This is a genomic window from Streptomyces sp. SGAir0957 (genome assembly GCF_043523415.1).
Genome location: NZ_CP027293.1, coordinates 114468 through 133456, shown reverse-complemented (window position 1 = coordinate 133456; position 18989 = coordinate 114468). Strand labels below are relative to the sequence as shown.

Below are 18989 nucleotides of genomic sequence, written 5' to 3'. Positions count from 1 at the left end.
CTGCGCCGCGCCCGCGCTCAGGCGTAGTGCCGGTACACGGCCTGCGCCACGCACGCGGGCTTGGTGTTGCCCTCGACCTCGACCGTGAACGTCAGCTGCATCTGCACACCGTTGCCCTTCACCTCCTCGACCGAGTCGACCGTGCCGTGCAGCCGGATCTTGGCGCCGACCGGCACCGGGCTGGGGAAGCGGACCTTCTCAAGGCCGTAGTTGACGCTCATCGAGACGTCCTGGATCTCCAGCAGGTCACCGAAGAGCGGGATGATGAGGGAGAGCGTGAGGTAGCCGTGGGCGATGGGGCCGCCGAACGGGCCCTCCTTCGCGCGCTCCGGGTCGGTGTGGATCCACTGGTGGTCGTCCGTGGCGTCGGCGAAGGTGTTCACCCGCTCCTGGGTGATCTCCAGCCAGTCGGTGCGGCCGAGGTCGTTGCCGGCGAGGGCGATGAGGCCGTCGAGGCCCTTGGCGGTGGTCGTCATGTGAAGCTGCCTTTCAAGTGGTGATGACACGTGTGATGACACATCGTCAGTTGACGGGTGTCAGAGGGTGGGCCGGGGCGCGTAGGTGTCGCGGACGGCCGGTTTGACGATCTTTCCCGAGGCTGTACGGGGCAGTTCGGGAGCGAAGACCACCGTCTTGGGGATCTTGTACTTGGCGAGTCGGCCGTGCAGATGCGCGAGGACTTCGGAACCATCGGGCCGGGCCCCGGTGGCCAGGACCACGACCGCGTGGCCGACCTCGCCCCACACGGCGTCCGGCACCCCGACGACCGCGCACTCGGCCACCGACGGGTGGCTCAGCAGGGCGTCCTCGACCTCGGCCGGGTACACGTTCTCCCCGCCGGAGACGAACATGTCCTTGACCCGGTCGACGATGTAGGCGTACCCGTCGTCGTCCGTCCGCGCGATGTCGCCGGTGCGCAGCCAGCCGTCGTCGGTGAAGGCCGCCGCGGTGTCCTCGGGCCGGTTCCAGTAACCGCGCATGACGTTCGGGCCCTGCACGAGGATCTCGCCGCGCTCACCAGGGCCGGTGTCACGCCCGTCGGGCAGGGTGATCCGGGTGTCGGTGAAGAAGTGCGGCACCCCGGCGGACCCTGCCTTCGCCGCCGACTGCTCCCGGTCCAGGAAGAGGACGCCTGGCGACGCCTCGGTCATGCCGTATCCCTGGCTGATGGCCAGGCCCCGGGCGAGGTAGGTCCTCAGGGTGCGGGCCGGGACGGGTGCGCCGCCGCAGTTCAGGGAGCGCAGGCTCGACAGGTCGGCGTCCGCCCACCGAGGCTGCGCGGCCATCGCGTCGTACATGGTGGGGACGCCGAACATGTAGGTCACCCGCCGCTGCTCGACGACGTCGAGGACGTGTGCCGCTTCGAAGCTCTCCAGGAGCACCACTCGGCCGCCCTTGAGGAGGGTGGGCAGGCAGGTCATGTTGAGGCCCGCGGTGTGGAAGAGCGGGGCGACGACCATTGTCACCTCGTCGGCGGTGAGGTCGGTGTCGACCAGGACGTTGACGCTGTTCCAGGTGATGTTGGCGTGGGTGAGCACGGCCCCTTTGGGACGCCCTGTCGTCCCGGAGGTGTACATGATGATGCAGGCATCGTCCGGGCCGACGGGCACGTCCAGCGGGCCGGTGCCGCCGCCCGCGAGCAACTCCTCGTAGCCGAGGGCGTCCTCTTCGGGGGTGCCGACGGTGATCCGGTGCCTGATCTCGCTGCCCGCGGCGGCCTCGGTGGCCGTGGCGGTGTGCTCGGGGCGGTGCACCAGCACCGTGCTGCCGGAGTCGGTCAGGTTGTACGCCAACTCCGGTGCGGCGAGCCGGGTGTTGAGCGGTACGAAGACCGCGCCGAGCGTTCCGGCCGCGAACAGCGTCTCCAGGAACGACGGGTGGTTGGGCCCGAGGTAGGCGACCCGGTCACCGCGGGCCACCCCGAGGGTGCGCAGCGCGTGGGCCAGGCGCAGCACCCGTTCGTGCAGTTCCCGGTAGGTCAGCTCCGTGTCCTGGTGGACGACCGCTGTGCGCTCCGGTGTTTTGCGGGCCCGGCGCGCGGGCCAGGAACCGATGCCTTGGTTCAGCACGGCGCCCTCCTTGTGAGACGTTCACAGTCGTTGGTTTTCAGTCCTTGACCAGACCGAGCAGCCGGGCGGCGTTCTCCTTGAGGATCTTCGGCCGGACCTCGGGCTTGAGGTCGAGCTTCTCGAAGTCGGCGAGCCACCGGTCGGGGGTGATGACCGGGTAGTCCGAGCCGAAGAGCACCTTGTCCTGCAGCAGGGAGTTGGCGTAGCGCACGAGCTGGGGCGGGAAGTACTTCGGCGACCAGCCCGAGAGATCGATGTACACGTGCGGTTTGTGCGTCGCGACGGCCAGCGCCTCGTCCTGCCACGGGAAGGAGGGGTGCGCCAGGATGATGCGCAGCTCGGGGAAGTCCACGGCCACGTCGTCGACGAGCATCGGGTTGGAGTACTTCAGCCGGATGCCGCCGCCCCCGGGCACGCCGGCGCCGATACCGGTCTGCCCGGTGTGGAACAGGGCGGGGACGCCGAGTTCCTCGATCGCCTCGTAGAGCGGGTACGCCATCCGGTCGTCGGGGGAGAACGCCTGGATGCTCGGGTGGAACTTGAACCCGCGCACCCCGTGCTCCTCGACCAGGCGGCGGGCTTCGCGCGCACCTGCCCGGCCCTTGTGCGGGTCGACGCTGGCGAAGGGGATGAGGACGTCACCGTGTTCGGCGCAGCTCTCGGCCACCTCTTCGTTGGCGATGCGCGGGTGGCCGGTGGCGTGCTCGGCGTCCACGGTGAACACCACGGCCGCCATGCTGCGTTCCCGGTAGTACGCGGCCATCTCGTCGATGGACGGCTGCCGGTGGCCGTGGGCCTTGAAATACTTCTCGGAGGCGCCGAAGAGTTCGGGGCTCAGCGCGCCGTGGCCGCTCTTGGAGATCTCCGCGTGGGTGTGGACGTCGATCGCGGTCAGCGCGGCGACGTCGATGGCCTGGTCGCTCATCTCAGGCCTCCGGGGCCTTCGGGGCGGGGATGCCGTACGTCTCGGGCTCGGCGCCGACGCCCTCGTGCCACCGCTCGGCGATCGTGTCGGCGCTCCAGCCGCCGTCGGCGAAGTCGACCGCCTTCTCCGCCGGGTGGGACCAGAGCGCGAGCCGGTCACCGCCGATGCCGATGGCCTGGCCGGTGACGTCCTTGGAGCTGTCGGAGGCGAGGAAGGTGATGAGGCTCGCGACGTCCTCCACGGTGCCGAGGCCCTCGTCCTTGCGCAGCCAGTCGGGGAGCGGGGCGCCGGTGCGCTCGGCCTCCTCGATGACCGGTCCGAAGGCCGGGATGGTCTTGGTCATCTCGGTGGCCGCGACGGGCACGACCGCGTTCACGGTGATGTTCGCGCGGGACAGCTCCATGGCCCAGGTACGGGCCATCGCGACGATGCCGGCCTTGGCCGCGGCGTAGTTGGTCTGCCCGAAGTTGCCGCGCTGGCCTGCGGGGGAGGAGATCAGCACGATGCGGCCTCCGTCGCCCTGCTCGCGCATCCGCACCGCGGCGGCGCGGGCGCAGGTGAAGGTTCCGCGCAGGTGCACCTTGACCACGGCGTCGAAGTCGTCGTCGGTCATCTTCCACAGCACCCGGTCGCGCAGGATGCCGGCGTTGGTGACGAGGACGTCGAGGCGTCCGAACTCCCGCACCGCGGTCTCGGTCAGCAGCTCGGCCGCTTCGCTGTCGCCGACGGCGGCCACCGCGCCGGTCGCCTTGCCGCCGGCTTCGGTGATGGCGGCGACGGCCGCGTCCACCACCTCCGCGTCCACGTCGTTGACGACGACGGGACGCTCCGGCCGCGGCGAGCGCCTCGGCGTAGGCCCGTCCAAGGCCGCGTCCGCTTCCGGTGACGACGGCGACTTTGCCGTGCAGGTCCATGGGTGCACCTCTCGCTATTGACAGGAATCCTGTTGGTTCGGTGACTCCAGTGTTCTCATTCATCAGGAATCCTGTCAATGGGCTAGGGTGAGTCGCCATGAGAGACCGAACGGCCTGCAGCGGAGGCACGGCATGACGGAGGCGGCGCAGCCGGTGGCCGGGAGCGAGGCGGAGGCGGGGCCTTCCCTGCTCTACCTGCTCAAGCGGGCGGAGCTCGTCGTGCGGGCCCGCCTGGAGGAGCTGCTCAAGCCGGCCGGGGTCACGGCCCTGCAGTACACCGCGCTGACCGTGCTCGAACGGCATGACGGCGTATCGGCCGCCCAGCTCGCGCGCGACTCCTTCGTCACCGCCCAGTCGATGGCGGACATGGTCCGTGCGCTGGAGAGCCGCGGCCTGGTCCGGCGCGAGCCGAACCCGCGCAACCGGCGTGAGAAGGTCATCCGGCTCGCGGAGCCCGGGCGGCGGCTTCTCGCCGACTACGCCGAGCCGGCCCGGCACCTCGAGGAGCGCATGGTCGCCGAGCTGGCGTCCGCCGACGTCGAGCGCTTCCGGAACGCGCTGAAGAGCGCGCACCGGGCACTGTCCTGACGTGACACCGGGGCGCTCACGGCGTGGAGCGCTTCACCTCTTCCAGCTTGCGCGCCCGCGCGGCCTGCTCGAAGGGTGTGTCGCCGTGCGCCCTGCGGTCGCCCAGCGACGCGTACAGCTCCGCGATGGCGGCGGAGTCGTGGTGGGACGCCAGCTCGGCCAGCTCGGGGGAGACGGTGGCGAGGATCTGCCGGAAGCGCAGTTCGGCGAGAGGCCCGAGGCGGTCGTAGATCTGGACGAAGACCTGCTGGGCGCGGGGCCGGTCCCACTCCCGCGGCAGCAGGACGGCCGGCAGGTCCGGGTCGCTCTCCGGGAAGCTGCGCCAGGCGACCCGCAGTTCGGTGCGGGTGCGCAGCGCCTCCGCCGGGCTGATGCGGCCCGCGTCGAGGTGGTCGAGGACCGGGGCGTAGCGGTCGATGAAGGCGCGGTACTCCTTCGTCAGTGCCGTCAGGTCGAAGGCGGATATGGGATCGCCCTCGGCAGGGCCGCCGGGGACGGTGGCGCAGCGCAGCACGGTCGCGGTCGCTATGCCGAGGTCACGCAGTAACTCCTGCGCCTCCGTGCCCAGATCGCGCGGTGAGACCCACAGCCCGTCGTAGAGGGCGGCGAATCCGAGTACGCGCAGCCGGGAGCGCAGCGTCGTGCGCAGGCTGCGGGCCTGTTCGGGGACGGAGAACGCCAGGACGGTCCACTGCCCGTCCCACTCGGGCGCGGTGGCGCCGAACGTCAGCATCCGGTGAGTGCGCTCGACGATCACCTCCGAGGTGCGCGGCGGAATGCCGTAGGCCGTCGTGCGTCCGTCGCGTGAGGTGTCGAGCAGACCGCGGGCCACGAGCCGGCGCATGGCCGCTCTGGCGCCGTCGGAGGTGACGTCGAAGTCGGCGAGGAGCCGCACGAGCGCGGTGGCCGGGATGTGCTCGTCCCGCCAGTACCAGAAGTCACCCAGCAGGGAGGTGAGCAGGAGCTGGGGTTCCGCCCCGGTCTGAGCCCGTGGCAGCTCGGCCTTCCGCGGGTCCTTCCCCATGGCACCTCGGTTTCTCGATGGCCTTCGCGTCGAACCGAAGTATGGCACGACTCTTGTCATAGGCGACACCTCGTGCGACGCTCGGCAGCGATACCGACAATGACGCGGATCTCACTTCATGCAAGGGAACACCTTCATGTACGACTCTCGATCCCACCGACGGTGGCGAACCGGCACGTTGTCCGCCGCACTCGTGGGCGTGCTGGCCCTGGCGGGCTGCGGCGCCTCGGACGAGGAAGGCGCGGGGACTCCGTCCCTGGACGCGGTGCCCGCTCTGCACGACGCCCTCCCGAAGTCCGTCAAGGACGCCGGCGTACTGCGCTTCGCGGGCGACTCCCACCCGCCCTTCCGCTCGGTGGCCGCCGACGGCTCTGTGACCGGCATCGACGCCGACCTCCAGAAAGCCCTCGGCCAGGTGCTCGGCGTACGCACCGAAGTCAAGATCGTGAACAACCTCCCGGCGGCGCTTCAGGGCATGCTCAGCGGCCGCTACGAGGCGTTCAACGGGCCCGTTCAGGCCACCGCCGAGCGCGAGCGCCAGTTCGACACCATCACCTGGATGACCAGCCGCACCTCGTACGTCATGCCGAAGGACTCCAAGGCGGGCGTCTCCTCGGCCGACGACCTGTGCGGCAAGAAGGTCGCCGTGGTCAAGTCCAGCGTGGTGGAAGGACAGCTGAAGAAGCTGTCGGCGTACTGCACCGACAAGGGGGACAAGGCCGCCACGGCGATCGGCCTGGACGACACCAACGCCACGCTTCTCGCCGCACAGTCCGGCCGTGCCGACGCCGCGGGGATGACCCAGGCCGCCGCCATCGACGTCGCCGAGACCCAGAAGGACAAGTACAGCTACGTCACCCAGACCGAGGACCAGGGCGCCACGACGGACTACCTCGCCCTCCTCGTGCCCAAGGACAGCGGGCTCGGCCCGGTGATCCAGAAGGCCTTCAAGAAACTCGTCGACGACGGTGAGTACCAGCGCGTGATGAAGCACTGGGGACTCACCGACGTGATGGTCGACGAGCCCGTCCTGAACATCGCCGGCAAAGAGGGATGACCCGTGCCCCGATCCCTTTCCCCGACGAAACGCCCCATCGGCGCCGTGACCGACGCCGCGACCGACGACGTCGACGTCGCCCACTCCACACGGCGCATCCGGCCGTGGCGTGTGGTGGGCGGCGCGGTACTCGCTCTCGTCGCCGTGGTCCTTGTCCACTTCCTGGTGACCAACGAGCGCCTCGAGTGGGGCGTGGTCGGTGAGTACCTCTTCGACCCCTCGGTCCTCTCCGGCCTCGGCACCACCGTCTGGCTGGCGCTCGCCGCCACCGTCATCGGCGCGGTCGTCGGAGCGCTCCTCGCCGCCGCCCAGCTCTCGGACTTCGCGCCGGTCCGCTGGGCCGCCACCCTCTACATCGGTGTCTTCCGCGGCATCCCGCCGCTGGTGCAGCTCATCTTCTGGTTCAACCTGGCCTATCTGCTGCCTCGGATCTCCATCGGCATCCCCTTCGGCCCCGAGTTCGCCTCCTGGAACGCCAACGACGTGATCACCCCGGTGACGGCCGCCGTGATCGGTCTGTCCCTGGTGGAGTCGGCGTACATGGCCGAGATCATCCGCGGCGGCCTCATCGGAGTGGAGCAGGGGCAGCGCGACGCCGCCCGCGCCATGGGCCTCACCCCGGCGCAGACCTTCTTCCGGGTCGTGCTGCCGCAGGCCATGCGGGTCATCATCCCGCCGGGCGGCAGCCAGTTCATCAGCGTCCTCAAGGGCACCGCGCTGGTCTCGGTGATCGCCATGGCCGACCTGCTCCACTCGGTCCAGGTCATCTACAACCGCACCTACGAGATCGTCCCCATGCTCATCGTGTCCTGCCTCTGGTACCTCGCCGTGGTCACCCTGTTCACCTTCGGACAGCGCTGGCTGGAGCGGCACTTCTCCCGCGGCCACACCACGGGCGGCGGCCGTGTCCGCCGGCCCAAGCCCACCCCCGACGGAGCGACCGCATGACCGGTGAGCCCGCCCTGCGCGTGCGGGGCATACGCAAGAACTTCGGCGACCACGCCGCCCTCGACGGTGTCGACCTCGACGTCGCCGACGGAGAGGTCGTCACCATCATCGGCCCGTCCGGCTCGGGCAAGTCGACCCTGATCCGCTGCGTGCACCAGCTGGAGACCATCGACTCCGGCGCCATCTACCTGGACGACGAACTCCTCGGCCACGAACGGCACCGCGGTGGCCTGCGGCCGCTCAACGCCCGCCGGGTCGCCGCCCAGCGCAGCCGGATGTCCATGGTCTTCCAGCAGTTCCACCTCATCCCGCACTTCACGGTCCTGCGCAACATCACCGAGGCCCCGGTCCGCGTCCACGGCCGCTCCCGCGCCGAGGCCGAGACCGAAGCGCGCGAACTGCTCGACCGGGTCGGTCTCGGCGACCGCGCCGACCACTACCCGCGCCAGCTCTCCGGCGGCCAGCAACAGCGCGTCGCCATCGCCCGCGCCGTCGCCGCCCGGCCCCGCGTGATGCTCTTCGACGAGCCCACCAGCGCCCTCGACCCGGAACTGGTCGACGAGGTGCTCGGTGTGATGCGGCAGCTCGCCGCCGAGGGCATGACGATGGTCGTCGTCACCCATGAGATCGCCTTCGCCCGCGAGGTCGCCGACCGCTGCGTCTTCATGGAGGCAGGCCGCATCGTCGAGAGCGGCAGGCCCGACGAGATGCTCACCGCCCCGCGCACCGCGCGCCTGCGTACCTTCCTCGCCCGGCAGTCCCGGCACGGCGAGGCCGGGCTGCGGGAGAGCCGGCAGAGCGAGACGCCGCAGAGCGAGACGCCGCGGAGCGAGACGCCGCGGAGCGAAAGCCCCACCACCGCCCAGGAGCACACCTCGTGATCACCATCGCCTCGGTCGGGGACCTCATCCTCGACGAACCCGATCCCGCCTCCTACCTGGCCCCCTCGGCGTCCCTGCTGAAGGCCGCCGACGTCACCGTCGGCCACGTGGAGGTACCGCACTCGACCACCACCGTCCAGCAGAGCACCGACGTCCCCGCGCCCCCGGCCGACCCGGCGGCGCTGGCCGCCCTCGCCGACGCGGGCTTCGACGTCGTCACCCTCGCGGGCAACCACATCCACGACGCCGGGACCGAGGGCATCACCGACACCCTCGCCCACGCACGCGCCGCGGGGCTCGTCCCGGTCGGCGCGGGCACCAGCCTCGCCGAGGCCAGGACCCCGGCGATCGTGGAGCGCGGCGGCCTGCGCGTCGGCGTCCTTTCCTACAACTGCGTGGGTCCCCGCGAGTCCTGGGCGACCTCCGGCAAGGCGGGCTGCGCCTACATCCACGTCCTCACCCACTACGAACTCGACCACGCCAGCCCCGGCGGCCCGCCGAAGATCTACACCTTCGCCGCCCCCGAGAGCCTCGCCGTCATGGAGGCGGACGTGGCCCGGCTGCGAAAGGAGGTCGACGTCGTCCTCGTCGGACTCCACAAGGGCGTCGGCCACACCCCGGCCGCCGTCGCGATGTACGAGTCACCGGTGGCCCGCGCGGCCATCGACGCGGGCGCCGACGCGGTCTTCGGCCACCACGCCCACATCATGCGCGGCATCGAGACCTGGCGCGGCCGGCCGATCTTCCACGGCCTCGGCAACTTCGTCACCGTCACCCATGCCCTCACCCCCGACGCGAGCAGCCGCTCCAGCGCCGAACTGACCGAGTGGGCCCACCGCCGCAAGGAGCTGTACGGCTTCTCGCCCGACCCGGACATGCCCGCCTACCCCTTCCACCCCGAGAGCCGCAACACCGCGATCGCCTTCTGCCGCTTCGACGGCGACGGACTGGTCGAGGCGAGCTTCGAACCCTGCTGGATCGACGACGCCGGACGCCCGGTGCCCTGCGGCGACACCGACGAGGGCCGCCGCGTCACCGACTACATCGAGGACATCACCCGCCGAGCGGGCCTCAACGGCCAGTTCGTCCGCAAGGACGGCCGCGTACTGATCCAGCTGACCACCGAAAGGGCATCATGAGCGACCAGCCACTCGCCGGGCGGACCGTCATCGACCTGACCACCGCGCTCGCAGGCCCCTACGCGACCCTGCTCCTCGCGGGCCTCGGCGCCACCGTCATCAAGGTCGAGAACCCGGCCACCGGCGGCGACTCCTCGCGCAACAACGCCCCCTACGTGGGCGCCGACGGGCTCTCCGTCTCCCGGCAGGGACCCGACGACATGTCCGTCTCCATGCTCGCGCGCGGCCGCAACAAGCTCAGCGTCACCCTCAACCTCAAGGACAAGCGCTCCCAGCGGGTCTTCGCCGACCTCGTGCGCGACGCCGACATCCTCGTGGAGAACTACAGCGCCGGTGTCACCGGCCGCCTCGGCATCGACTACGCCGCCGTCCACGAACTCAACCCGCGCCTCGTCTACACCTCGATCACCGGATTCGGCAGCCAGGGCGGGCCCGGCTCGGGCAAGGCGATGGACTCCATCATCCAGGCGCTGTCCGGCGTCATGCTCACCGCCGGGGAACCCGACGAAGGGCCGGTCCGCTTCGGGCTCCCCGTCGGCGACATGCTCGCCCCGCTCTTCGCCGTCATCGGCACCCTCTCCGCGCTCATGCAGGCCGACCAGAGCGGCGAGGGCCAGCACGTCGACGTCTCCATGCTCGGCGCCCTCACCTCCCTGGTGGCGTGCGAGCCCTTCGACGCCTTCGCGGCCGTCGGCATGGAGCAGCGCACCGGCGCGATGGTGCCCCGCCTGGCCCCCTTCGGGATCCTGCCGACCTCCGACGGCCACCTCGCGCTCTCCGCGCCCACCGACGCCTTCGCGCACGGCGCGCTCCGCGCCATCGGCCGTCCCGACCTCATCGAGGACAGCCGCTTCCACAGCCGGGACCAGCGCGTCCGCAACGCCGACGCGATCCACGCCCTGATACGGGAGTGGACGTCCGTCCGCACCACAGAGGAAGCGCTGCGCCTGTTCACCGCGGAGGGTGTGCCGGCCGCCGAGGTGCGCGACCCCCGCGAAGCCGTCCGCGACCCCCTGGTGCAGGCGCGCGAAGAGGTCGTACCGATGGCCCACCCCCTCCACGGCACGGTCGAGGGCCTCGCCACCAGCGGTGTCCCGATCCGCTTCTCCGGCGCCCGCGCCGGGTTCGACCGGCCCGCCCCCGCCCTCGGTGAGCACAACGACGCGGTCTACCGGGAGAAGCTCGGCTACAGCGCGGAAGACATCGCCGAACTCGTCGCCGAATCGGTGATCTGACCCGCGCCGCACCCCGCACCACCTGGAGGAACAGTCATGTCCGCTGCCCTGGCGCAGCTCCTCTCCCACGCCGCCGGCGACCGGGGGGACCACCCCGGGCCGGTGATCGGGTACGTCGGCGCCGACGTACCCGTGGAGTACCTCACCGCCGCCGGCCTGCTGCCCGTACGGCTCGGCGGCGACCCGCACACCCCGAGCACGGCCGGTGACCGCTACCTCGGGACCGGTCTCGACCCGGCCGCCCGCTCGGTCCTCACCCGCCTCCTGGACGGCGGCCACGGCCCCCTGGACGGCGTCGTCGTGTCCCGGGACTGCGAGGCGTCCACCCGCCTCTTCTACGCGCTGCGCGAGCTGCGCCGCGTAGAACCGTCCCTGGCGCTTCCGCCGGTCCACCTCGTCGACGTCCTCCACCTGCCGCACCGCACCACCACCCGCTACGTCCGCGCCAAGCTCGCCCAGCTGCGTGCCACCGTCGAGACCTGGGCCGGACGCACGGTCGACGACGCCGCGCTCGCGGCGGCGATCACCGCCCACGACCGGCTCAGGGAGCTCCTCGCCCGGGTCGCGGAGCTGCGCCGCGCCCGCCCGGCCCGCCTCACCGGCACCGAGATGCTCACCGTGGTGGCCGCGACGACGGTCCTGCCCGTCGGCCGCGCCACGCAACTCCTTGAACAACTGCTTGCCGAGTCTGGTGAGTTGCCCGAACACGAAGGGACGCGTGTGTTCCTCACCGGAAGCCCGCACGACACCACCCACGTCTACGAGGAGATCGAGAACAGGGGCTTCCTGATCGTCGGCGAGGACCACGACCGGGGCGACCTGCTGTACCGGCGCAGGACCGGTGCGCCGACCGAGACGGCGCTGGCCGAGCGGTACCAGCACAACGGGCCCGCCGCGCCCCGCGCCGCGATCCGCACCCGCGCCGAGCACACCCGCCGGGAGGCCGTGGCCTGCGGCGCCGAGGTTCTCGTCAGCTACGCCCGGGTTCGCGACGACGCCCCTGCCTGGGACTACACCGCCCAGGCCGCCGCGACCGGCCTGCCGTCCGTCTTCCTGTCCCGCCAGCCCTATGGCGGCCTCGACGACCAGGCCACCGAGGCCCTCGACGGCCTGCGCCCCGCCGCGCACACGGAGGCGGTCCGATGAGCCCCCGCCTCAACTCCGCCTCCTCGGCCACCCGTTATCAGCGCGAGTGGTTCGCGGGGCTGCGGCAGGAGGTGGCCGACGGCGCGCCCCTCGCGCTGGTCAACGCCGATGCCCCGCAGGAGATCTTCCGCACCATGGGCATCCCGTACGTCGTCAACCAGTGGTGGTCCTCGATCGTCACGGCCAAGCACCGTGCCCAGGACTACCTCGCCCTGCTGCGCGAGCGCGGCCTGCCCGACGACAGCGAGCAGTACAGCTCGATCCCCCTGGCCTCGGTCTTCGACCCGGACCCGGCGAACGCGCCCTGGGGCGGCCTGCCCCGCCCGTCGATCGTGCTCGCGGAGACCACAGGGGACACCTCGCGCAAGGTCTTCGACATCTGGGACGACCAGCCAGGAGTCTCCTTCTACCCGCTGGAGAGCGCCGCCGAGAACGACGTCCCCACCAACTGGTGGGAGCTGATGCCGCGCAACTGGGAACAGGCCGTCGGCAGCGACCGCCTCGACCTGATGACCGGCGAACTCGAAGGGCTCATCCGCTTCCTGGAGCAGACCACCGGCCGCACCTTCTCCGAGACGAGGTTCGCCGAGGTCATGCGGCTCACCAACGAGCAGCAGGAGTGGAACCGCCGCACCCGAGACCTCATCGCACGGGCCCGCCCCTGCCCCCTGCCCGTCAACGACTCCATCCCGAGCGTGATGATCCCGCAGTGGCACCGGGGCACCGTCTGGGCCCGCGACGCGGCCCGCGCCTTCCACGACGAGGTGGCCGAACGCATCGGGGCCGGGGCCTCGGTCGCGCCCGCCGAACGCACCCGCCTGATGTGGATCGGCCGCGGCCTCTGGTTCGACCTCGACTTCTACCGGCGGTTCGAGGAGAGCCACGGCGCCGTCTTCGTCTGGTCGATGTACCTCGCCATCGCCGCCGACGGCTATCTGCGCTACGGCGACGACCCGCTGCGCGCCCTCGCCGCCCGCTTCGCCGCCTTCTCCGACCAGCTCTACACCCCGCCCTGGTCGGCCGAGTGGTACGTCAAGGAGGCCCGGCACCATGGCGTGGACGGCGTCGTCCACCTGGTCTCCGACGACGCACGCGGCAGCTACTTCACCACCCGTGCCCTCGAAGCCGCCGGCATCCCCGTCCTGGAGCTGTACGCCGACAACGTGGACGCCCGTGGCGCGGGCCCCGAGGAGCTGACCCGTACCGTCGGCGACTGGCTCGACAAACGTGTCCGTCCGGCCACCTGAGCCGGCGCCGTCGATGCCGGCGGTGCTCTCCGGCGCCCTGGCCGCCCTCTTCGTCGGTTCGCTCACCAACACGATCGTCGGCATCGCCCTGCCGACGATCGCCGGAGAGCTGGGCGGCCAGGACCAGGTGCCGTGGGTGGCGAGCGCCGCTCTGCTCACCATGACGGTGGCGACCCCGCTGTGGGGCAAGGCCGCCGACCGGCGCGGACCGAGAGACCTGCTCCTCGCCGCCCTCGGCGTCTTCGTCGCCGGGTCTCTGCTGGCCGGATGCGCGCCGACGATGGGCGTCCTGCTGGCGGGCCGAGCCGTACAGGGCGCCGGGGCCGGCGGCATCCTCGCCCTCACCAACGCCCTCGTCGCCGGACTGGTCCCGGCCCGCGAACGGGGCCTGTACACCGGGTGGTTCGGGGTCTCCTTCGGCACCGCATCGGTGGCGGGACCGCTCGTCGGCGGTTGCTGGTGGGCGCCCCGGGACCCGGCTGGCGCTGGTGCTTCCTCGGGGTGATCCCGGTCGCCCTGGCCGCGGCGGTCCTCGTCCGCCTCGCGCCGCACCGTGCCCCCGCCGCACCCCGCGGGGGCGTCGACCTGCTCGGAGGCGCCCTGCTCACGGCGGGCGCCTCCGGCGCGGTCGTCCTGCTGTCGGCAGGCGGCCGCGCCTGGCCGTGGGCATCCTGGCCGACCGCCGCCCTCACCGCCGCCGTCCTCGCCGCCGCCGTCGCCGGGGTGCGCCACGAGCGGCGCGCCGACGACCCCATCCTGCCGCCCCGCATCTTCGGCCACCGTGGGCTCACCGTGGCCTGCGGGACGAGCTTCCTGGTGGGCGCGGTCATGTTCGGCGGCGTCATCTACCTGCCGCAGTACCTCCAGGTGGTCCGCGGCCACGACGCCACCGAGGCCGGGCTCCTGATGCTTCCGCAGGTCGGCACGATGATCGTCGCCTCGACGCTCGCCGGACGGCTGATCACCCGTACCGGCCGCTGGAAGGTGTTCCCGGTCGCCGGCTGCGCCCTGGTGACGGCCGGCGCCGTCCTGCTCTCGCCGCTCGCCCCCGACACCCCGGCGTGGTGGCTCGCCGGGGCGATGGCCGTCCTCGGCATCGGTACCGGCCTGACCCAGCAGGTGCTGGTCCTGGTGGCGCAGAACGCCGTCGGCCCCGGCGACGTGGGGACGGCGGGCGCGGCGGCCACCTTCAGCCGTACGCTCGGGGGCGCGGTCGGCGTGGCCGCGTTCGGCGCGGTGCTGTCGGCCCGGACGCGCTCCGGCCTGCCGCCCGGCCAGGACGCGCACGACCTGCTCGGCACCCCCGAGCGCGTCGCCGCCTTGCCCGCCCACCTCGCCGAGACCGTACGGGCCTCCTACACAGCCGGTCTCTCCTCGGTGTTCCTGCTGACCGTTCCACTGGCGGCCGCCGCGCTCATCGCGGTCCTGCTGGTGCGGGAGACGCCGCTCGGGGGCCGCGACTAGAACCCTGGGACGCGGCGGGGGCCGTACCGGGAGACCTTCCCGGTACGGCCCCCGCTCTGCCGTTCAGGCGCTGTTCAGCTTCCGAAGTAGGGCCGGTTGAAGACGGCCGGGTGGTAGTGCACGTACCGGCCGCGGTCGTCCTGCGCCGACCTGGTGAGCCGGTTCAGGCTCTCGGGCGTGGTGCTCGACGACCAGTGGCCGGTCCTCAGCCGCTCGGTCATGGCGGTGATCGCCGCGACCTGCTCTCCCGGCGTGAAGGTGCAGTGCCCCACCGTGTCGACGTAACTCTGGCGCAGCAGCGCCCCGTTGCCCGCCTTGCGGACCGCGAGGCCGTACGACTGCTGCTGGGCGACGGTGGAGATCTGGTCGCCGACCGGGTTGACGGTGAGGACCGGGATACGCAGGTCGCCGTCGAAGACGATGCCCTTCTCCAGGTACCGCACGGCGTCCGGATCGGCCGCGACCCTCGGCGCCCTGGCCAGGGTCCGCAGATCGGCGCCGAGGTCGAGACCGGCGCGCGCGTACATCTTCCGTACCGTACGCCGCTGTTCGGGCTTCGCCGCCGCGTACTGCTTCGCGTAGTCGATCCCGGTGTTCCACGACGGGTTGCCGCCCGCCAGCGTCTCGATGGAGCGGCGGCTGCTCATCGCCTGCCCGATGTACGGCTGTGCGCCGCCGGCCAGCGCGAGGAACATCCCCTCCTGGACCGCGTCGGCGTCACCGGGGCGGGGCTTCGGCGTGGCCTCGCCGTCGGCGTCCAGACCCCAGCCGGGGAGCTGTCCGACGGCCGCGGCCAGCGCGATCCGCGCCCGACCCTGGGCGGTGGCCTGCGCTTCGGTGAGTGCCGACACCCAGTCCTGGGTGGCCTGCCCGGTGTCGGCGGGCACCCCGGTCACCGGCAGGGAACGGTCGGGGAACAGCAGGGACTTGAGGGTGAAGACGGTGTCGAGCTTCTGGTTCCACTGCCCGACCGCACCGCCGAGGCCCCCGCAGAAGGGGACCGCGGCGTCGAAGACGTCGGGGTGGACCTGGGCGGTGCCGGCCGAGACGAAACCGCCCATCGACCGGCCGGAGGCCACCGCCCAGCGGGGTGCGCCGACGGCGTCCTCGAACCGCTTCAGAGCCGCCGCCTGGTTGTCGATCGCGGCGGCGATGTTCCAGCCGGTGACCGTGCGGGCGGTGCCGCCGACCGCGTACCCGCGGTCGGTCAGCTCGCCGGTGAGCGGCTCGTCGGCGGCCCGGCTCGCGAAGTCCAGGTCGACGATGACCACACCGTTCCAGCGGTCGGGGACCACGAACCGGTACGGCGTGCCGTCGGCCAGCTCACCACCGGTGCAGCTGACCTTCGCGGGGGAGCCGGACGGACACGGTCCCGTGTCCCGGCCACCGGCCGCGGCCGTCGGCGCAGCGAGCGCCGCCACCCCGGCCGCCGCCATGCTCACGGCGAGGGCCTTGCGTACTCTTCTTCCTGCTCTTCCTGACGCCATGGTGTTCCTTTCCGGGCTGCCCATCAGCGCGCGACCGGCAGAGTGATCGAGGACGGCTGGGCGGGCGTGCGCCGCACGGTGTAGACGGGGGAGGGGCTGGTCTCGGTGCGCGCGCTCTCGCGCACGTCGGCGCCGGTGACCGTCACCCGCAGCCGGTGCCCGGCCGGGACGACGGAGGACAGCGGCAGCATGTCGAGGTCGACGCGCTGTGTCCTGCCGCCCTTCGGCATCGGCGCCGCGTCCCGCTCGTTGCTCCGGTGCCAGGGCGTGCCGAGCACGTCGTAGGGCGCGTGCTGGGTGGAGCGCAGCGACAGACGGAGCCTGCCGTCGGTGAGGATGCGCACGGTTCCGTCCGGGGCGACGTCGGAGAGGTAGGCGAAGACGTTGCCGTCCGGGGCGGAGGAGGACATCCGCAACGAGACGACCGGATGCCCGGTCAGTTCGGTGTCCTTGCTCAGGGGTGCCGTGGTGTAGGTCAGCCCCTTCTCGTCCTGCGGGCAGGTCTGTTCCTGGTCGAGGGGTTCGGGGCAGCTCACCGAGTAGTCCACGGTGTAGTCGTCGGCGCCGCCGTGGCCGCGCGGCCTGGTGGCGGTGAGTGTGCCGTCGTTGACCGAGTCGACGGTGCCGGTCGAACCGCCGCCCAGGTAGTAACGGGTGTCCTTGGCACGCGGCTTCACCGGCCACTGCTCGGCGTCGCGCCAGGTACCGGAACCGCCGGCGACTCCGGTGTAGTAGTGCACCGCCGGCTCCTCCATGACGCCGTTGTCGACGCCCTTGAGCCAGTGGTCGAAGAAGCGGTGCCGCTCGGCGACGATGTCGAACCCGTCGTACTCGCAGTGGTGCCACGGCCCGATGAGCACCTTGTTCGGGTTGGACAGGGTGGCCGCGCTGACGAGGCTCTCCTTGCGGAAGTCGTCGTCCCAGCCGTCGAAGCTGTAGATCGGCACGCCGGAGCGCTCGATGGCGTCCCGGTAGGTGGCCACGCTGTACTCGTTCCACGGGTCGGTGTCGACCGCGTCGACGTGGCTGTCGCGGTAGGGGGCGGCCTTCCACATGTCCTTCAGGGACGTGTTGGCCTGGTGCTGCTCCACCGCCCGGTTCAGCAGCCGGCCGTCGGTGTCCGCGTCGACCGGCAGGTTGCGCAGGTCCTCCTCGCGGGTACGGGTGGGCCCGACACCCCAGTTGGCGCGTATCCCACCGCGGTTGAAGGCGTCGTACTTGTGGAACGAGTAGTTGCCCGCGAAGACCGCCTTGAGGTGCGGCGAACCGGCGGTGGCCGCCTGCATCGCGGCGTCACCGGTGTTGGAGCAGCCGAAGACCCCGATCTTCCCGTTGCTGTAGGACCGCTCCGCCAGCCAGTCCATGACGTCGTAGGCGTCGCGGGACTCCTGCCGGGAGTGGTAGCCGGTCATGGTGCCGAACGAGGCGCCGTTGCCGCGCCGGTCGACGAAGGCCACGACGTAGCCGTACTTGGTGAGTTCCGCCATGCCACTGGTGACACCGCGCAGGCTGACCGAGCCGTCGTCGGCGCGTGAGGCCCGGCTGAGCTGGTGCTCCCAGACCACGGGGAAGGGCCGCTGTACCGGTTTCCCGTCGACGGCCGGCCGGTACAGGTCCACGGCCAGGCGCGTGCCGTCCCGGGTCGGCAGGTATTCCGAGGTGCGTACCCACTCGTCGTACAGAACGGGGGAGTAGCCCGTGTACTCCCCGGGCCGCGAGACGCGCGGATCGGTGCGGGCCACGGCCGGGGTGGCGGCGGTGGCGGTCATGAGCAGCGCCAGGAGGGTGATGACGATCCGCTTCACCGGTTCACCTCGTTGCCGGAGTTCTCGTCCTTGCCGGAGTTCGTGGCCTTGCCGGGGTCCTTGGCCTTGGCGGGCTCCTTGCCGAAGCCCTTGGAGGTGACGTCCCAGCCCTCCACCGCGCACAGACCACAGTCCTCACCGAGGAAGTAGTTCCGGGCGGTGCGATTGCCGTTGAGGGTGAAGTCGAGCCACTGCACGAGTACGGCGACCGCCTCTTCGTGGATGGTGCCGTCGGGCTCGCCGTCGCGCAGGCCGCGCCAGAACCCGCTGTGACCGGCGTGGGCGTTGCTCGCCCGGACCGCCGGGACGTCCGACAGGTCGTAGCTGACGCGGCTGTTCTCGTAGGCCTTGTCATCGACGCCGCCGTCGACGTAGAGCGTGGGCGTGTGGAGGTTCTCGAGTTCCTCGCGGCCGTAGCCGAGTGAGGCGTCGGCCTGGAACCCGCTGTTGAACGAGACGACGGTGTCGACCCGGGGGTCGGCGCCCGCCACCAGAGCCTCGATGCCGCCGCAGGAGGTGCCGGCGACGGCCACGCGGCCGGTGTCGATGCGGCCCCGCAACGGGCTCCCGGGCCGCTTGTTCTCCTTCTGCGCCCAGGTGATGCCGGAGCGCAGGACCTCGAGGTGCGCGGTGCCGTCCTCGTCGCGATCCGGCTGGTCGTAGGCGCCCACCGCCACGACGAGGAAGCCGTGGGCGGCGAGCAGGGTGTGGGCGCCGATGTACGGGTTGGCCGACGGCCTGCACGCGCCGTTGCCGAAGACGACGACCGGCAGTTTTTCTGTCGCCCGAGCCGGGAGATCGGCTGGTCGGTACACGGTGTACGGGGAGGCGTACCCCGCGTCGTGCGCGGCGTCCTCGCGGACGACGGGGTGGAACTCCTCGATGGCGGGCCGCGCCTTGCCGGCGGCGGCTGTTGGGGTGCTGTGCAGGTCAGTGGGGTCCGGCCGGTTCAGCACGGCGGTGGCGGTGGCGGAGACGACCAGCGTCGTGGCCAGTGCGGTGAGTACGGGGGAGCGCACGGAACGTTTCACGGTCTTTGACCTCTCGTCGAACGTGGCAT

The 18989-nt window shown here is 71.6% G+C and carries 17 protein-coding genes and 1 pseudogene; 10 read left to right on the top strand and 8 right to left on the bottom strand.

Annotated features, from left to right (window positions below; all coding sequences use genetic code 11):
- Positions 1-17 precede the first annotated feature (17 nt).
- The 4 genes and pseudogenes from C1N81_RS06330 to C1N81_RS06315 form a co-directional block, all read right to left on the bottom strand.
- Entirely contained in the window at positions 18-476 is a 459-nt protein-coding gene (locus tag C1N81_RS06330; protein ID WP_394427625.1) for a MaoC family dehydratase, read from the bottom strand.
- Between the two features lie 60 nt (positions 477-536).
- Complete coding sequence (locus tag C1N81_RS06325; RefSeq protein WP_394427624.1) at positions 537-2069, bottom strand: acyl-CoA synthetase; 1533 nt, start codon at positions 2067-2069, stop codon at positions 537-539.
- Between the two features lie 37 nt (positions 2070-2106).
- Entirely contained in the window at positions 2107-2994 is an 888-nt protein-coding gene (locus tag C1N81_RS06320) for an amidohydrolase family protein (protein WP_394427623.1), read from the bottom strand.
- A 1-nt stretch (position 2995) separates the two neighbouring features.
- A pseudogene (locus C1N81_RS06315) lies at positions 2996-3908 on the bottom strand (SDR family oxidoreductase).
- A 132-nt stretch (positions 3909-4040) separates the two neighbouring features.
- Between C1N81_RS06315 and C1N81_RS06310 the strand changes: the two are divergent.
- Entirely contained in the window at positions 4041-4496 is a 456-nt protein-coding gene (locus C1N81_RS06310; RefSeq protein ID WP_394427622.1) for a MarR family winged helix-turn-helix transcriptional regulator, read from the top strand.
- A 16-nt stretch (positions 4497-4512) separates the two neighbouring features.
- On the opposite strand, the gene C1N81_RS06305 is transcribed toward C1N81_RS06310, so the two are convergent.
- Positions 4513-5520, bottom strand: coding sequence for a PaaX family transcriptional regulator (locus C1N81_RS06305; RefSeq protein ID WP_394427621.1), 1008 nt, complete (start codon positions 5518-5520; stop codon positions 4513-4515).
- A 136-nt stretch (positions 5521-5656) separates the two neighbouring features.
- Here C1N81_RS06305 and C1N81_RS06300 point away from each other — a divergent pair, with 136 nt between their 5' ends.
- Genes C1N81_RS06300 through C1N81_RS06260 form a run of 9 tightly spaced genes read left to right on the top strand, consistent with a single transcriptional unit; the run spans position 5657 to position 14637 of the window.
- Positions 5657-6577: a transporter substrate-binding domain-containing protein gene (locus tag C1N81_RS06300; RefSeq protein ID WP_394427620.1), complete on the top strand. Its 921-nt coding sequence runs from the start codon at positions 5657-5659 to the stop codon at positions 6575-6577.
- Between the two features lie 3 nt (positions 6578-6580).
- Entirely contained in the window at positions 6581-7525 is a 945-nt protein-coding gene (locus tag C1N81_RS06295) for an amino acid ABC transporter permease (protein ID WP_394427619.1), read from the top strand.
- Positions 7522-8406, top strand: coding sequence for an amino acid ABC transporter ATP-binding protein (locus C1N81_RS06290; protein WP_394427618.1), 885 nt, complete (start codon positions 7522-7524; stop codon positions 8404-8406). Before C1N81_RS06295 ends, C1N81_RS06290 begins: the two co-directional genes overlap by 4 nt.
- Complete coding sequence (locus tag C1N81_RS06285) at positions 8403-9545, top strand: CapA family protein (RefSeq protein WP_394427617.1); 1143 nt, start codon at positions 8403-8405, stop codon at positions 9543-9545. The genes C1N81_RS06290 and C1N81_RS06285 overlap by 4 nt, the downstream gene beginning before the upstream one ends.
- Entirely contained in the window at positions 9542-10780 is a 1239-nt protein-coding gene (locus tag C1N81_RS06280) for a CaiB/BaiF CoA transferase family protein (RefSeq protein WP_394427616.1), read from the top strand. The genes C1N81_RS06285 and C1N81_RS06280 overlap by 4 nt, the downstream gene beginning before the upstream one ends.
- Positions 10781-10816: 36 nt before the next feature.
- Complete coding sequence (locus C1N81_RS06275; RefSeq protein WP_394427615.1) at positions 10817-11926, top strand: 2-hydroxyacyl-CoA dehydratase; 1110 nt, start codon at positions 10817-10819, stop codon at positions 11924-11926.
- Positions 11923-13173, top strand: coding sequence for a 2-hydroxyacyl-CoA dehydratase (locus tag C1N81_RS06270; RefSeq protein WP_394427614.1), 1251 nt, complete (start codon positions 11923-11925; stop codon positions 13171-13173). Before C1N81_RS06275 ends, C1N81_RS06270 begins: the two co-directional genes overlap by 4 nt.
- Before the next feature lie 13 nt (positions 13174-13186).
- Positions 13187-13678, top strand: a complete 492-nt coding sequence (locus tag C1N81_RS06265; protein WP_394427613.1) for an MFS transporter — start codon at positions 13187-13189, stop codon at positions 13676-13678.
- Positions 13633-14637, top strand: coding sequence for an MFS transporter (locus tag C1N81_RS06260; protein ID WP_394427612.1), 1005 nt, complete (start codon positions 13633-13635; stop codon positions 14635-14637). The genes C1N81_RS06265 and C1N81_RS06260 overlap by 46 nt, the downstream gene beginning before the upstream one ends.
- A 74-nt stretch (positions 14638-14711) precedes the next feature.
- Here the strand turns inward: C1N81_RS06260 and C1N81_RS06255 are convergent, their stop codons facing one another.
- From C1N81_RS06255 to C1N81_RS06245, 3 genes are read right to left on the bottom strand one after another with little or no spacing between them, the layout of a single operon-like run.
- The gene (locus tag C1N81_RS06255; protein WP_394427610.1) at positions 14712-16124 is read right to left on the bottom strand and encodes an alpha/beta hydrolase; all 1413 of its coding nucleotides are present in this window, start codon (positions 16122-16124) and stop codon (positions 14712-14714) included.
- 23 nt (positions 16125-16147) lie between these two features.
- Positions 16148-17929: a CocE/NonD family hydrolase gene (locus tag C1N81_RS06250; RefSeq protein WP_394427608.1), complete on the bottom strand. Its 1782-nt coding sequence runs from the start codon at positions 17927-17929 to the stop codon at positions 16148-16150.
- A complete protein-coding gene (locus C1N81_RS06245; protein ID WP_394427606.1) occupies positions 17926-18960 on the bottom strand; it encodes a poly(ethylene terephthalate) hydrolase family protein in 1035 nt (344 codons plus the stop codon). The genes C1N81_RS06250 and C1N81_RS06245 overlap by 4 nt, the downstream gene beginning before the upstream one ends.
- Positions 18961-18989: the final 29 nt, after the last annotated feature.